The 14168-nt window shown below is 64.3% G+C and carries 13 protein-coding genes; all 13 read right to left on the minus strand.

All coding sequences use genetic code 11. The features are described 5' to 3' along the window. Positions 1 to 21 precede the first annotated feature (21 nt). Positions 22 to 867 (minus strand): fumarylacetoacetate hydrolase family protein, encoded by an 846-nt coding sequence (locus RHIZ70P_RS15300; protein WP_115671337.1) that lies wholly within the window; start codon positions 865 to 867, stop codon positions 22 to 24. A gap of 23 nt (positions 868 to 890) precedes the next feature. Further along, a complete protein-coding gene (locus RHIZ70P_RS15305) occupies positions 891 to 1637 on the minus strand; it encodes an SDR family oxidoreductase (protein WP_115671338.1) in 747 nt (248 codons plus the stop codon). 181 nt (positions 1638 to 1818) lie between these two features. After that, positions 1819 to 2844, minus strand: coding sequence for an Ldh family oxidoreductase (locus RHIZ70P_RS15310; RefSeq protein ID WP_115671339.1), 1026 nt, complete (start codon positions 2842 to 2844; stop codon positions 1819 to 1821). A gap of 89 nt (positions 2845 to 2933) precedes the next feature. Next, positions 2934 to 3845: a dihydrodipicolinate synthase family protein gene (locus tag RHIZ70P_RS15315; protein ID WP_115671340.1), complete on the minus strand. Its 912-nt coding sequence runs from the start codon at positions 3843 to 3845 to the stop codon at positions 2934 to 2936. Between the two features lie 159 nt (positions 3846 to 4004). Further along, the gene (locus tag RHIZ70P_RS15320) at positions 4005 to 5147 is read right to left on the minus strand and encodes a M24 family metallopeptidase (protein ID WP_115671371.1); all 1143 of its coding nucleotides are present in this window, start codon (positions 5145 to 5147) and stop codon (positions 4005 to 4007) included. A 35-nt stretch (positions 5148 to 5182) separates the two neighbouring features. Next, the gene (locus tag RHIZ70P_RS15325) at positions 5183 to 6445 is read right to left on the minus strand and encodes an NAD(P)/FAD-dependent oxidoreductase (protein WP_115671341.1); all 1263 of its coding nucleotides are present in this window, start codon (positions 6443 to 6445) and stop codon (positions 5183 to 5185) included. Between the two features lie 50 nt (positions 6446 to 6495). Continuing rightward, a complete protein-coding gene (locus tag RHIZ70P_RS15330; protein ID WP_115671342.1) occupies positions 6496 to 7215 on the minus strand; it encodes a GntR family transcriptional regulator in 720 nt (239 codons plus the stop codon). A 202-nt stretch (positions 7216 to 7417) separates the two neighbouring features. Further along, complete coding sequence (locus RHIZ70P_RS15335; RefSeq protein ID WP_115671343.1) at positions 7418 to 8845, minus strand: aldehyde dehydrogenase family protein; 1428 nt, start codon at positions 8843 to 8845, stop codon at positions 7418 to 7420. Between the two features lie 146 nt (positions 8846 to 8991). Continuing rightward, positions 8992 to 9702 (minus strand): ParA family protein, encoded by a 711-nt coding sequence (locus tag RHIZ70P_RS15340; RefSeq protein ID WP_115671344.1) that lies wholly within the window; start codon positions 9700 to 9702, stop codon positions 8992 to 8994. A 127-nt stretch (positions 9703 to 9829) separates the two neighbouring features. Next, a complete protein-coding gene (locus tag RHIZ70P_RS15345; protein ID WP_115671372.1) occupies positions 9830 to 10912 on the minus strand; it encodes a protein-glutamate methylesterase/protein-glutamine glutaminase in 1083 nt (360 codons plus the stop codon). 9 nt (positions 10913 to 10921) lie between these two features. Beyond that, positions 10922 to 11773, minus strand: coding sequence for a CheR family methyltransferase (locus RHIZ70P_RS15350; RefSeq protein ID WP_115671345.1), 852 nt, complete (start codon positions 11771 to 11773; stop codon positions 10922 to 10924). 19 nt (positions 11774 to 11792) lie between these two features. Next, positions 11793 to 12281, minus strand: coding sequence for a chemotaxis protein CheW (locus RHIZ70P_RS15355; RefSeq protein ID WP_419178301.1), 489 nt, complete (start codon positions 12279 to 12281; stop codon positions 11793 to 11795). Further along, entirely contained in the window at positions 12278 to 14077 is a 1800-nt protein-coding gene (locus RHIZ70P_RS15360; protein WP_115671346.1) for a methyl-accepting chemotaxis protein, read from the minus strand. The genes RHIZ70P_RS15355 and RHIZ70P_RS15360 overlap by 4 nt, the downstream gene beginning before the upstream one ends. Positions 14078 to 14168: the final 91 nt, after the last annotated feature.

Here is a 14168-nt window from a genome sequence, read left to right on the forward strand (position 1 = left end):
GCCCACCTGTCACATCTCGTTTCAGCGGTCGGCCTTGAAGGTTTGCTTCTGGGTTCCGAGACCTTCGATGCCGAGCTCGACCACGTCACCGGCCTTGAGGAAGCGCTGCGGCTTCATGCCCATGCCGACGCCGGGGGGCGTGCCGGTGGAGATGACGTCGCCGGGATGGAGCGACATGAACTGGCTGAGATAGGAAACGAGGTGGGCGATGCCGTAGACCATGGTGGCGGAGGTGCCGTTCTGCATGGTCTCACCATTGACCTTGAGCCACATATTCAGGTCCTGCGGATCGGCGATCTCGTCCTTTGTCACCAGCCAGGGGCCGATCGGGCCAAACGTGTCGCAGGACTTGCCCTTGGTCCACTGGCCGGCACGCTCGGTCTGGAAGGCGCGCTCGGACACGTCGTGGCTGACGCAGTAGCCGGCGACATAGTCCATGGCCTCGGCCTCGGAAACATACTTGGCCGTCTTGCCGATGACGACGCCGAGTTCGACCTCCCAGTCGGTCTTTTCCGAACCGCGCGGGATCAGCACGTCGTCGTTCGGGCCGCAGATGGCCGAGGTCGCCTTCATGAAGATCACCGGCTCGGGCGGGACGGCCATGCCGCTTTCGGCGGCGTGGTCGGAATAGTTGAGGCCGATGCAGATGAACTTGCCGGTGCCGGCGACGCAAGCGCCGATACGCTCGTCCGCCGACAGTTCCGGCAGCGAGGCCGGGTCGAGGGCGGCGATCTTCGCAAGGCCTTCGGGAGAGATGGCTGCGCCGCCGATCTCGGCGACATGGGCGGACAGGTCGCGGATCTTGCCGTCCTTATCGAGCAGGGCGGGCTTTTCGTGGCCGGGCTGGCCTACGCGCATGAGTTTCATGGGTTTTGTCCTTTCCAGAAGAATTAGATGGTCCAGCCGCCGTCGATGGCGAAGGCCTGGCCGGAAGTATAGGTGGCACCGGCGATGTAGACGGCGAGATCGGCGATCTCGTCCGGCGTGCCCAGGCGGCCCATGGGCTGGCGGGCGATGAAGGCGGCGCGCGCGGCGTCATAATCACCCTGGGCGCGCATGCGGTCCTGCAAGGACGGGCTTTCCACCGTGCCGGGGCAGATCGCATTGCAGCGGATGCCCTGCGTTACGTAGTCGGCGGCGACCGATTTGGTCAGCCCGACGACGGCGGCCTTGGTGACGGTATAGGCGCAGCGGTTGGGCACGCCTTTCACGCTGGAAGCGACCGAGGCCATGTTGATGATCGAACCGTCACCGCGTTCCAGCATGGCGGGCAGCACGGCGCGGATGGTGCGGATCATGGCGCGGACATTGAGGTCGAAGGCGAAATCGAGATCCTTGTCGACCATGTCCATCACCGTGCCGCCATGGACGACGCCGGCGCAATTGAACAGGATGTCGAAGGGGCCGGTCTGCGAAACAACCGTCTCGACGCCTTCGTCCTTCAGTACGTCGAGCACGCGGGTCTCGATCGCAAGCCCGGCTTCCTTCGCTTCGGTCGCCAGGCTTTTGAGCGTGTCGGCGTTGATGTCGGTCGCCACCACGCTTGCGCCCGCGCGGGCAAAGGCAAGCGCGCTCGCCCGGCCGATCCCCTGGCCCGCTGCCGTGATCAGGGCCTTCTTGTCGCTCAGCGACGTCATGATGGATGCTCCTCCCGTGTTGTCATGTTGTCAGACCTCTCAAGCCGACGATCGACAATGTGACCGTGAACGATCGTCAGCACAACCCTTTTTCAAAGAGTTTCGACGGCTTTTCGATCAGCCTCGATCATTGGCCTGGCAGATGCCTCCGACAGCCCGTCGGGGCCATCACATGCGAGGCTCAGGCGAGCGAGGCCAACAGTGCCCTCAATTCATCGAGCAGGGTGGTCTGCACCGGAACGCCAAGGCTTTCATTGCGGGCGCGGGCGTCGTAGCGGCGCTGGGAGGGCAGGCGGGCGCCCTGACCGGTGATGGCGTCAAACATGTCCTCGGCCCGGCGCATATGCTCTTCCATGGCGCCGCCTAGGAAGACCTTGGGGTCGAGCGCCAGGATCAGTTCGCCATGGCAGGGAGCAACGCCTGCGCCGTCGTCGAAAGCCATGGATTCGGCGCTGGTCATGTCGGCGATCAGCGGGCCGGCCATCAGTTCGATCATTGCGGACAGCGCCGAACCCTTGTGTCCGCCGAAGGTCAGCATGGCCCCCTCCATCGCCTTGGCCGCATCGGCCGTGTCCTTGCCGTCGCTGTCGATTGCCCAGCCGAGCGGTATGGGCTTGCCGGCGCGGCGATGCAATTCGATCTCGCCACGGGCGGCGGCGCTGGTGGCAAAGTCGAAGACGAATGGGTGGGGTCCGACGCGCGGCCAGCCGAAGGCGATCGGGTTGGTGCCGAATACCGGCTTCTTTCCGCCGGCCGGCGCCACCCAGCTGTGGCTCGGCGTCATCGCCAGCCCCACGAGACCGGCTTCGGCGATCTCTTCGACTTCGGGCCAGAGCGCCGAGAAATGATAGCAGTGGTTGATCGCCATGGCGGCGATGCCGAGGTGGCTGGCCTTGGCGATCAGCTCGGGAAGGCCTTCCCGGAAGGCGAGCAGGGAATAGCCAAATTTGGCGTCGACCTTGACGATGCCGGGTGCCGAAGCATCGATGGTCGGCACGGCCTTGGGATCGACCTTGCCCTTGCGCACGGTGGCTACGCAGCCGAGCAGACGCCACAGACCGTGCGAATAGCACTCGTCGCGCTGGGCCGAAACGACGGACTTCGCGATCGCTTCGGCATGCCCTTCGGAAAGTCCTGCCGCGCGAAGCAGGTCGATGGCCAGCCGCTTGGCGTCTTCGAGCCGGATGTATTGGAGATCCTGGGACATGGGTGGCTTTCTGTCGGGTTGAAAAAAAAGGGCCGCCAGCGCGTTGCGGCTGGCGGCCCGGAGTTCTGCAGGACGGGCCGGACTGCGGCTCAGGCGGCCTTTGCCGTCTTCGACGGACGGGTGGCGGCTGCCTTTTGGACCATGGCCGTGATCTCGGCGCGCCGGGCGCCCTGAAGGATCATGCGCGGCATGCGGACGCGTTCGGAGCCGCGGCCCATGATCTGTTCGGCGAGCTTGATGGTCTGGACCAGGTCGTGCTCGGCGTCGAGGTGGAGGAGCGGCATGAACCAGCGGTAGATGCGGCGGGCTTCTTCCCAATCGCCTCGGTCGATCGCGGCGACAAGTGCGACCGATTCCTGCGGGAAGGCGCTGGTGAGGCCGGAGACCCAGCCCTTGGCGCCGAGCATCATGCCCTCGAGGGCCACGTCGTCGAGGCCGGCGAAGATGTCGAAGCGGTCGCCGAATTCATTGATGAGGTCGGTGAAGCGGCGGGTATCGGGTGCGCTTTCCTTGACGGCCTTGATGTTGGCCACGCCTTCGAGCGCGCGCAGCACGTCGGCGCCGATGTTGACGCGATAGGCCGGCGGATTGTTGTAGAGCATGATCGGCAGCGAGGTGGCCTCGGCGACCGTCTTGAAATGGGCGACCAGTTCCTCGGGCTTCGGCACATAGACCATGGCGGGCAGCAGCATCAGTCCGTCTGCGCCGGCCTTTTCCGCGTCGCGGGCATAGGCGACGGCGCGGCGGGTGTCGAATTCGGAGACGCCGGTGATGACCGGAACCCGACCCGCGACCACTTCGACGGCACCCTTGAGGATGGCGCGCTTTTCATCCGGATCGAGCGAGTTGTTCTCGCCGCAGGTGCCCATGACGATCAGGCCATGCACGCCGTCGTTGACCAGCGCGTCCTGCACCCGGCGGGTGTTCTCGAAGTCGATCGACAGGTCTTCGTTGAATTGGGTCGTTACAGCGGGAATAACGCCGCGCCAGCCAGTGGTCATCGCAATCTCCTTGGGTTGGTGTGATATATCAGTATACAATTTGTCGACAGACGGCAAGGAGGGGTGGCGCAGGAATTTTCATGGAGTGGGAGGCAGTGTGAGTGATGCCTTAATATCCCACAGGGGTGCCCGGCTTCAGCCGGGCGCAGATCCTGGCGATCAAGCGAAGGGCTCGGTCGGGCCCTTGGCGGGCGGGGTGAACCATTGCGGCCCGCTCTCGGTCATGTGGATATGGTCCTCGAGGCGGATGCCGAAGCGGCCGGGGACGACGATCATCGGCTCGTTGGAGAAGCACATTCCTTCTTCCAACGGCGTCCGGTTGCCGCGGACGATATAGGGCTGCTCGTGGATCTCGAGGCCCAGGCCGTGGCCGGCGCGGTGGGGCAGGCCGGGCAATGTGTAGTCCGGGCCGAGACCGTGGCGGACGAGAACAGCGCGGGCGGCCGCGTCGAGGCTTTCGCATGGGGCGCCCAGATGAGCTGCATCAAACACCGCCTGCTGCGCCGCCCGCTCGATCGCCCAGATCCGCGCGAACTCGGCGGTCGGCTCGTCGAGCATGTAGGTGCGCGTCAGGTCGGAATGATAGCCGTCGAAGCGGCAGCCGGTATCGACCAGCACGACGTCGCCTGGCTTGCAGACCTGGTCTCCGTCGGCACCGTGCGGCAGGGATGTGGCCTCCCCGAAGGAGACGATGCAGAAGGTCGAGCCGCCCTCGGCTCCCGCCGCGCGGTGCTGGTCGTCGATGAAGCGGACGACTTCGGAGGCGCGGATACCCGGTTTGATCAGGGCGTGAACACGCTTGTGGACCTCGAGCGTGAGGTTCATGGCATACTGGATAATGGCGATCTCGGCTTGCGATTTGCGCAGGCGCTGGCGGCGAATAACCGGGGCGCCGTCGATCAGGCGGTCCGCGCCGAACCGCCTGGCGAGCGCGTGATAGACGAACAGCGGCAGGGCATCGTCGAGCGCCAGTGTGTCGCGCGGCCCGACGAGCGAGGCGACGAGGGCGGCGCTATCCTCCTCTTCCTGCCAGACATGGATCTCGCCCGGCAGGTGCGGCAGGCTTTCGACGCGGCTCTGCTCGAACCCCGGCACGATGTAATGCAGCGCGGTCGGCGTGACCACGGCGCCGAGCAGGCGCTCGCTCTGATGCCAGACCAGTCCGGTGTAGTAGCGCAGGCTTTCGGTCGAGCCGAGCAGCACGGCGCCGATCCCCTTTTCGACAATAGTTGTCCGAAGCCGCGTCAGGCGCTCGGTTCTTTCCTCGGGCGAGATCGGGGCAAAGGTCGGGTGGGCGGTCATCGGCATTTCTCTTTCGGATCGTCGGGAGAGTGGGTTCAGCCACCCCGGAGGAAACGGCCGGGGCGGAAGGGGGCAAGGGAGAGGCTGGCGGGCCGGCCGGCGGCAAGTTCGCCGATCAGTCTGCCGGTCGCCGCCGACTGGGTGAGGCCGAGATGGCCATGGCCGAAGGCGTAAAGGACGGCGGGGCTGGCGCTGGAACGGCCGATGACCGGCAGGCAATCCGGCATAGAGGGACGGAATCCCATCCATTCGCGTCCGCCCTCTGTCTTCAGGTCAGGCAGGAAGCGCGCGGCCTTGGCCAGCAATGCCTTCGAGCGGCGATAATTGGGGGCAAGCTCCAGGCCGCCCAGTTCAACCGCCCCACCGACACGGATACCCTCCGAGAGCGGCGTGACGACAAAGGCATGGTCGTTGAAATAGAGCTGACGTTGGAGGGGAAACGCCTGGGCGGGGAGCGTCGTGTTATAGCCACGCTCGGTTTCCAGCGGCACCGGATCACCCAGCCGTGCGGCAAGCGTTTTCGACCAGGCACCGCCCGCGACAACAACCGACGTAGCCTTGATCGTCGCTCCGTCGTCAAGCGTGATGATCGCACCGTCTGCATTCGGCGCAATGTCCCTGACTTCGCCCTTTCGCAGCGCGCCGCCACGGGCGGTCACGAGATCGGCGACCGCCCGGGTCAGGCCTTTGGGATCGTTCACCTGGATGCCGGCGGGTGAGTACATGGCATGGCGGAACTGCGGGGCGAGGCCCGGTTGCAGCCGATCGATCTCCGCCCGTCCGACGCTGGTGAACTGGAACCCGGCCTTTTCCTTCTCCAGCCAGTCGGAGGCTGCCGCGTCAAAACTTGCTTCGCTGTCATAGAGATCCAGCGTTCCGGTCGTGTCGAAGAAGCCGGCAAGCTCCGGGGTTTCTCTCATGCGCCGCATTTCGGCGGCGGCGAGGTGCATCATCTCGGTTTGTGCGGCGATGCCATGGGCGAAGGCCTTGCGCGAACTGGCGCGCCAGAAATGGAAGAGCCACGGGGCGATCTTCAGCCCATAGGTGGGCGGCACGCTCAACGGGCCCAGGGGATCGAGCAGCCATTTCGGCGCCTTGAACATGATGCCGGGCGAGGCAACGGGAATGATCTCGGGAAAGGCGAGGATGCCGGCATTGCCGGCGCTCGCTCCGGCCGCGACCTCCTCGCGCTCCACAAGCAGCACTTTGCGCCCCTCGGCCTGCAGGTAGAGGGCGGCCATGACGCCCACGATCCCGGCCCCGACGACGACGGAATCGGCATTTGTCTCGGCAGTCATATCTTCTTCCCGTTCAGATGTTTGGTGGATGAAACGGCCGGCCCTTCGCGTCAGGGATTGCCGATCGCCACCGCCTTGTGCATGTCGCGCGCCACATAGTCCTGGATCTGCCGGACGATCTGCGCCGCATGGGCAATCGCCAGCCGGTCGGCCTTTTCGATGTCTCCGGCCTCGATCGCGGCGATCATGTCCTCGTGCTCTTCGACATATTGCAGCGGCAGCCGGTCGTCGAAGGTGGAATAATAGAGCCGCAGGATACGCCGGCCCTCGTCGAGCAGGCGGCCGAAGAAGCCGGTGTAGTAAGGATTGCCGGCGAGTTCGGCGATGGCGACATGGAACTCGCGGTTGGCCTCGATCATCGCATAGGCGTCATGCGCCCGAACCGCGGCCTCGAACTCGCACTGACGCTGGCGGATAACGGCCATGCGCGCCGGGTCCCTGCGCCCGGCGGCTCCACGGGTGGTGACGCGGTACATCAGCGTCAAGGCGTCGAAATAGGGCGGCAGGCTGGCGAAATCGATCGTCGAGACGATCGTGTTGCGGTTCGGCAGCGTCGTCACCAGGCCATCGGAGGAGAGCCTCAGGAGCGCCTCGCGCACGGGGGTCCTGGACATGCCGAAGCGTTCCGACAGCCGTACCTCATCGAGCGGGCTACCGGGATCCAGGCGCATGGAAAGGATCTCCTGGCGCAGGCGGTCATAGACCGTCTGGGTGCCGGAGCCTCTTGACCTCGGTGTTTCGGGTCTGCTGTCGTCTGCCGTATCGTTCATGTCTGGCCTGCGTCGGATCGTCTGCGCGCATGGTTGCTTTCTGTATGCATATTGTCGACAGGAGTTGCGCGCAACTGTTTTTGTCGGCCGGCCGGCGGATATACGGCGCTCCATCTTGCGGAGCGCCGTAGAATGACCGTTCCGACCAGACAGCTACCGCCTGTCGAGGGCGGGCCTGTCATGCGGTTCGCAGATACTCGGACTAGTCGCCGTAACCGACGATGCCCTTGATCTCGAGGAAGTCATGAATGCCCCAATCGGCATATTCACGGCCGTTGCCCGACTGCTTGTAGCCGCCGAACGGCGCGTGCGTGTCCCATTCCGGATAGTTGAGGTAGACGGAACCGGCGCGCATTTCGAGCGCCACGGCCCGCGCATGTTCGATGTCCTGCGACTGGACATAGGCCGCAAGGCCGTAGACCGTGTCGTTGGCAATGGCGATCGCCTCCTCCTCGGTCTTGTAGGGCAGGATCGCCAGGACCGGGCCAAAAACCTCCTCGCGGGCGATGGTCATGTCATTGGTGACATTGCCGAACACGGTCGGGCGGACATAATAGCCGCGGTTGAGGCCTTCGGGGCGGCCAAGGCCACCGGTGACGAGGGTCGCGCCTTCCTTGATGCCGACCTCGATCAGCCGCTGGATCTTGTCGAACTGCAATTGGGAGACGACCGGGCCGAGATCGGTGTCCTCGGCGGTCGGGCTGCCGACCTTGTGGGCTTCGGCGGCGGCCTTGGCAAATTTCAGCGCTTCCTCATGGCGATCGGCAGGAACCAGCATGCGGGTGGGTGCGTCGCAGGACTGGCCGGAATTGCCGAAGCAGCCGCGCACACCCTTCCTGACGGCGCGCTCGAGGTCGGCGTCGGGCAATATGATATTGGCCGATTTCCCCCCGAGTTCCTGGGCGACCCGCTTGACGGTGTCGGCGGCGGTCTTGGCGACGATGATGCCGGCGCGGGTCGAGCCGGTGAAGGATACCATGTCGACGTCCGGGTGGCCGGCCATGACCTGGCCGACATCGGGACCGGTGCCGTTGACGAGGTTGAACACGCCCTTCGGCACGCCGGCCTCTTCCATGATCTCGGCCCAGACGATGCCGGAGATCGGGGCGATTTCCGAGGGCTTCAAAACGACGGTGCAACCGGCGGCGATCGCCGGGGCAACCTTGCAGACGATCTGGTTGAGTGGCCAGTTCCACGGCGTGATGAGCGCGCAGACGCCGATCGGCTCCTTGACCACCATGGTCGAGCCGCGCTTCTCGGAGAACTTGTAGTTTTCCAGCGCTTCGATGGTGGATTCCATGTGCGCACGGCCGGCCCAGGCCTGGGCATCCCGCGCAAAGGACAGGGGCGCCCCCATTTCTTCGGATACGGCAACCGCGATGTCCTCAAAACGGGCATTGTAGACGTCGAGGATCTTCTTCAGCAATGCCAGGCGATCGGCGACCGGTGTCCTGGAAAAGCTGGCGAAGGCCTTCTTGGCGGCGGCAACGGCCCTGTCGACATCGGCCCTGGAGCCGAGGGAGATACGGGTATAGGCCTCTTCGGTCGCCGGGTTGATGACGTCCAGGGTTGCCGGTACGGCGGGGTCGACCCAGGCGCCGTCGATGAAGAATTTCAGATGATGAGACATGCAAGGCTCCATTGCGAGGTCGATAAGGGCGAGGCGGGCCATGTCGGGAGCGGCCGAGACTGGGATCGCCGTCGATCCAGGTCAGTCATAGAACGCGCGGCCCACGGCTTCCAGTGGTTCGACCGTCGCAGGAGAGCGATTTCAAGTCAGGCGACGGCGCGCAGCGCAGCAAGCTGGCCCTGCCGCTGCTGTTGGCGGAGCGCCTCGTGCATCAGCACCTCGTCGGCGAAAGCGCGCGCATTGTCCCGCGCCTTCCCCAGGTTGCTCACGCTGGCAGTGGTGAGCGTGTGCAGGGAACCACCGAAATCGAACACGTCGCGGAATGCGGAGCGCTCAATGATCGGCGTGTCCATCACATGCACGCGCCGCTCAGCCAGCAGGGCCTTGACCGTCTGCAGCGCGCGTGTGGTGACCATCGAATTGACGCGGGTCAGAACGACCGAAAAGGGAATGTGGATGTTTCCCCTGTCGGCCAGGTATTGCATGAGTTCTATCACGTGGGCGCCACCCTGCGCATCCATCGAGCAACCCTGGATCGGGATCAGAACGTGGTTCGAATAGCCGATCGCCTTGGCGAGCAGCGGCGTGCGGGCGCCGGGCAGGTCGATCAACACGTAGTCGGCCTCGCGCTTGCCGTCTTGAATGTGCTTTTCGAGCGTGGCCTGGGTGACGTAGGGAACGACCTTGACCTTGGTCCGGTCGCCGGAGTTTTCCCGCCACCGGCTGATCCAGTACTGCGGATCGGCATCGAGAATGGTGACGCGGAATCCCATTCTCTCGAGCTCGGTCGCCAACAGCAGCACCGCCGTGGTCTTTCCCGCGCCGCCCTTGGTATTGGCAAAGGTGATGACCGGCATAGTCGATTTCCCGCGTCTCAGAACGAATCGGAACCCATTGGGCTTGCGCCGTTTTCCACTGCGGATTCTCCGCCGGACATGGTTAATCTTGTTTGAACGGTCTCGGCGAATTGTAGCGCTGCGCTTCTCAGCGACGCCGATCCGCGGCGAGGATTTCATGAGCGATCAGTTCGAGCGGAACGATTTTGTCGACCCCGCCGCGGGCCACGGCCTCCTTCGGCATGCCGTAGACGACCGAGGTCGCCTCGTCCTGAGCAAGCGTATAGGCCCCGGCGTCGTGCATTTCCGCCATGCCGCGTGCGCCGTCGTCGCCCATGCCGGTCATGATCACGCCCATGGCATTCGATCCGGCGGCCCGCGCGGCCGAGCGGAACAGCACGTCGACCGAGGGCCGGTGTCGCGACACCAGCGGGCCTGAGCGGACGGAGACATGGTAGCGGGCGCCCTGCCGTTCCAGCAGCATGTGGTGGTCGCCCGGAGCGATGAGGACGTGACCGCGCAGCACGGGATCGCCGTCCACGGCCTCCTTCACCTCGACCTCGCAGAGCGTGTTCAGACGTTTGGCAAAGGCGGCAGTAAACTTTTCCGGCATGTGCTGCACGATGACGATGCCGGGGGAATTGGCGGGGAGCCGTTCGAGGAAATCACGCAGTGCCTCGGTTCCTCCGGTGGAGGCGCCGACGCAGATCACCATCTCGGTCGTCTTGGCCATCGCCTTGCCGGTCGGCGGCGGCAGCACGGCATCGGCCGTCAGCCGGGTTGCGGGGCCGCTCTGTGACGCGCCGCGCCTTGGCCGACCGATGATGCGGGCCTGGGCCGCGCTCTTGACGGCCTCGCAGATCCGCATTCCGGACTCCGCCAGGTGATCGGCCGCGCCGATCTTCGGCTTCAGGATCACGTCGACGGCACCGGCCTCGAGAGCCTGGAGCAGCGTTTCCGATCCCTGTTCCGTCAAGGACGAGCACATCACCACGGGTATGGGGCGTTGCGCCATCAATTTGCGCAGGAAGGTGATCCCGTCCATACGCGGCATTTCGACGTCGAGCGTGATGACGTCCGGGATCTCGTCCTGGATCTTTCTCGCCGCCATGAAAGGGTCCGAAGCCGTGCCAATGACCTCGATTTCCGGGTCGGCCTCGAGTACGCGGCTCAGTGTCTGCCTGACGCTGGCGGAATCATCGATGATGAGGACGCGGACTCTCTTGGTTATCAAGCTGTCTCACACCTTTTCGAAGACGGTGTTGGCCACCTGGCGGATCGGAAGGTCGAAGCCCGATACAGTCTCGGAATGTCCAATGAACAGGTAGCCGCCCGGGGCCAGGCATTCGATGAGCCGGGAAAGAACACGGTGTTGCGTCGGCTTGTCGAAATAGATCAGCACATTGCGGCAGAAGATGATGTGCATGGGGTCGCCGACGCCATAGCTTGCATCCATCAGATTGAGGCGGGCAAAGCCGACCCTGGATCGAAGGTCGGGATGGATGCGCACCTCGCGGCGGTTGGGATCGCGGGCCTGCATCACATAGCGATCGTGATACACTGCGGGAACGGGCGCCACCATGTCCGCACTGTAGATGCCGCGGCGGGCGGTCTGCAGCACTTCCGTGCTCAGGTCGGTTGCCAGGATCGCATAGTCCTGCTGCGGGTTTGCGCCGGTAAAGTCGTCGAGCACCATGGCGAGCGTGTAGGGCTCGGCACCGGTCGAGCAGGCAGAACTCCATATGCGGAAGCGGCGCAGATCCCTTGCGGCCAGTTTCGGCAGGGCGTGATCCCGCAGGTATGTGAAGTGGTTCGGTTCGCGGAAAAAGTCGGTCTTGTTGGTGGTCACGGCATCGATCAGGTACACCTTCTCATGCTCGAGCCCGTCCTGCTTGAACAGGTAGTCGCAATAGTCGTCGAAACTCGAAATGCCTGTTGCCCGCAATCGGCGGCGCAGGCGACCCTCCAGCATTGTCATCTTGGTCGGCGGCATCTTGATGCCGCTGTAATCATAGATGAACCGCGCGAGATGGTCGAAATTTCGCTTGCTGATATGGTCCTCGACGCAGGCAACGGTGGCGACTGCAGACATTCATTCGGCTCCAGTCGGATCAGGCGGCATTGCGCACGGAAAGCAGGGCGGTGTCGCCGCTCGACAGAAGCCGGGCAAGATCGACGATGACGACGAAGCCTTCGTCGCGCCGCACGACACCGGCGATGTAGTCCGAACTCCAGCGCACGCCGATCTCCGGGGCCGCCTCGATCTGGCTGCGGCGGAAAGGAATGACTTCGAATACCTTGTCGGCGACCATGCCAAGCGAGAGCATGCGGGTTTCGAGCGGAATATCGAGCACCAGCACGCGGGTACTCGGTGTCGGCTCGGTCTTGGAGAGACCGAGCTTCAGTCTCAGATCAATGGTCGGCACGCCCTGGCCGCGCACATCGCGCAGCCCGAGCAGGTAGTCCGGTCCATTGGGAATGCGGAACAGTTCCTCGTAGTCGAGGATCTCGCGCACCACCCCGACGGGAACGGCAAAGACTTCCTTGCCCAGGGCAAAGGTGACGAACTGTGCTTCGTCGGACATGCCGGTGGCCATCATGCGCTCTCCCTGAATTCGTTGTCTGCTGCGTCCGGTCCGCCCATGCTGAGGTCGAGGGCAAAACCCTTGACCCGCGCCTGCTGGGCGATGACGGTCGAACTGACCTTTGCAGCCGGCCGTGCCAGCGGCTTGGCGACAGCTTGCGGACGAGCGACGGCAACCGGCTTTGGCTGAACGCCGCGGGCGGCGGTGTCGACCTTGAAGAAGGCGATCGAGCTTTGCAGTTCTTCGGCCTGGGCGGCGAGTTCTTCCGAGGTCGCCGACATTTCCTCCGAGGCGCCGGCATTCTGCTGGGTCACCTTGTCGAGCTGCTGGATCGCCTCGTTGATCTGGGCGGCGCCGATGTCCTGCTCGCGGCAGGCGGCCGAGATTTCCGCCACCAGTTCGGCGGTCTTGCGGATGTCCGGCACCAGCCGGTTCAGCATTTCGCCGGCGTTCTGCGCCGACTGTACGGTCTCGCCCGACATGGCGCTGATCTCGGCTGCGGCCGACTGCGAGCGCTCGGCAAGCTTGCGCACTTCGGAGGCGACGACGGCAAAGCCCTTGCCGTGTTCGCCGGCACGGGCGGCCTCGACCGCCGCGTTGAGCGCCAGCAGGTCGGTCTGGCGGGCGATTTCCTGGACGATCGAGATCTTCTCGGCGATCGTGCGCATGGCGGCCACGGCGCGGTTGACGGCATCGCCTGAGGTCTCGGCATCCTTGGCCGACTGGCGGGCGATCTTTTCCGTCTGGGCGGCGTTGTCGGCGTTCTGCTTGATGTTGGCGGCCATCTGCTCCATCGAGGCGGAGGCTTCCTCGGCGGAGGCTGCCTGTTCGGTCGCGCCCTGGCTCAGCTGTTCCGAGCTTGCCGACAGTTCCTGGCTGCCCGACGAGACGTTGTCGGAGGCCGACAGCGCATCGGCGACAACGCCGCGCAGGCGCTCCACCATGCTGGCAAGCGAATGTCCGAGTACGTCCTTGTCGGATTGCGGCTTCGGCGTCACGGTCAGGTCGCCGTCGGCGATCCTCTCGGCAATGAGGGCCATCTCCTTGAGGTTGGCGGTCATGCGGTTGATCGTGTCGACAAGGTCCTTGATCTCGTCATTCGTCTTCATCTCGACGTTCTGGTCGAGGTCGCCGATTGCGACGGCCTCGGCGACAGCCATGATCTTGCGCAGGCCGGCACTGATGCCCAACGCGATCCAGACGGCAGTGACGACGGCGATCAGGGTCGCCACGACGGAGGCGATGATCAGTTCCAGACGCGCGAGTTCATATTCCTCGTCCGATGCCAGCTTTGCTGCCTGCATGCGGTCGCGGTTGATCTGGACACCCTCGTCTAGTTTCGCCGTCAGGGCGACGGCCTCCTCGTGGCTCTTGCCGGCCGAAAGCGCCATTGCGGCTTCCTTGTTGCCGGAGCGCACGAGATCCTGGACGAGGTCGTCACTTTCGATGAAATGGTCGAGCACGACCTTCAGCTCGTCCCAATAGGCTTTCGTTGCCGCGCTTGCGGTCGAGGAGAGCTGGGTGAAATGCTGCTGGAGTTCGGCGTGGCCCTCGTTGCTCGCCTTGATGAAGCTTTGCGTCTCCTGCGGCGTGGCGGCCAGGATCATGCTCTTCTGCGCAGTCACGACATCCCTGGTGAGCGCGTTGAGTTCGTGGATCTGGTCGAGACGGGCGGCGGAGACATCCACGACCTCGTCCATGCCGTCCTTCATCAGGGCGAGATTGAAAATGCCGAAGCCTGCGGAGCCCGCCAGCATGAAAATCAAGAAACTAAAGGACAATGCCAATTTAAGTTTGATAGTAAAACGCATCCTAATCCCTATTCTGCCCAAGATCCGCGGAAGCCTGGGCATCCGACGGACTGCGTGTGTTCCGGAGCAGGGGGGCGATCCATTCACGCCT

Source organism: Paenirhizobium selenitireducens ATCC BAA-1503, from assembly GCF_900492185.1.
Taxonomy (GTDB): Bacteria; Pseudomonadota; Alphaproteobacteria; order Rhizobiales; family Rhizobiaceae; genus Allorhizobium; species Allorhizobium selenitireducens_A.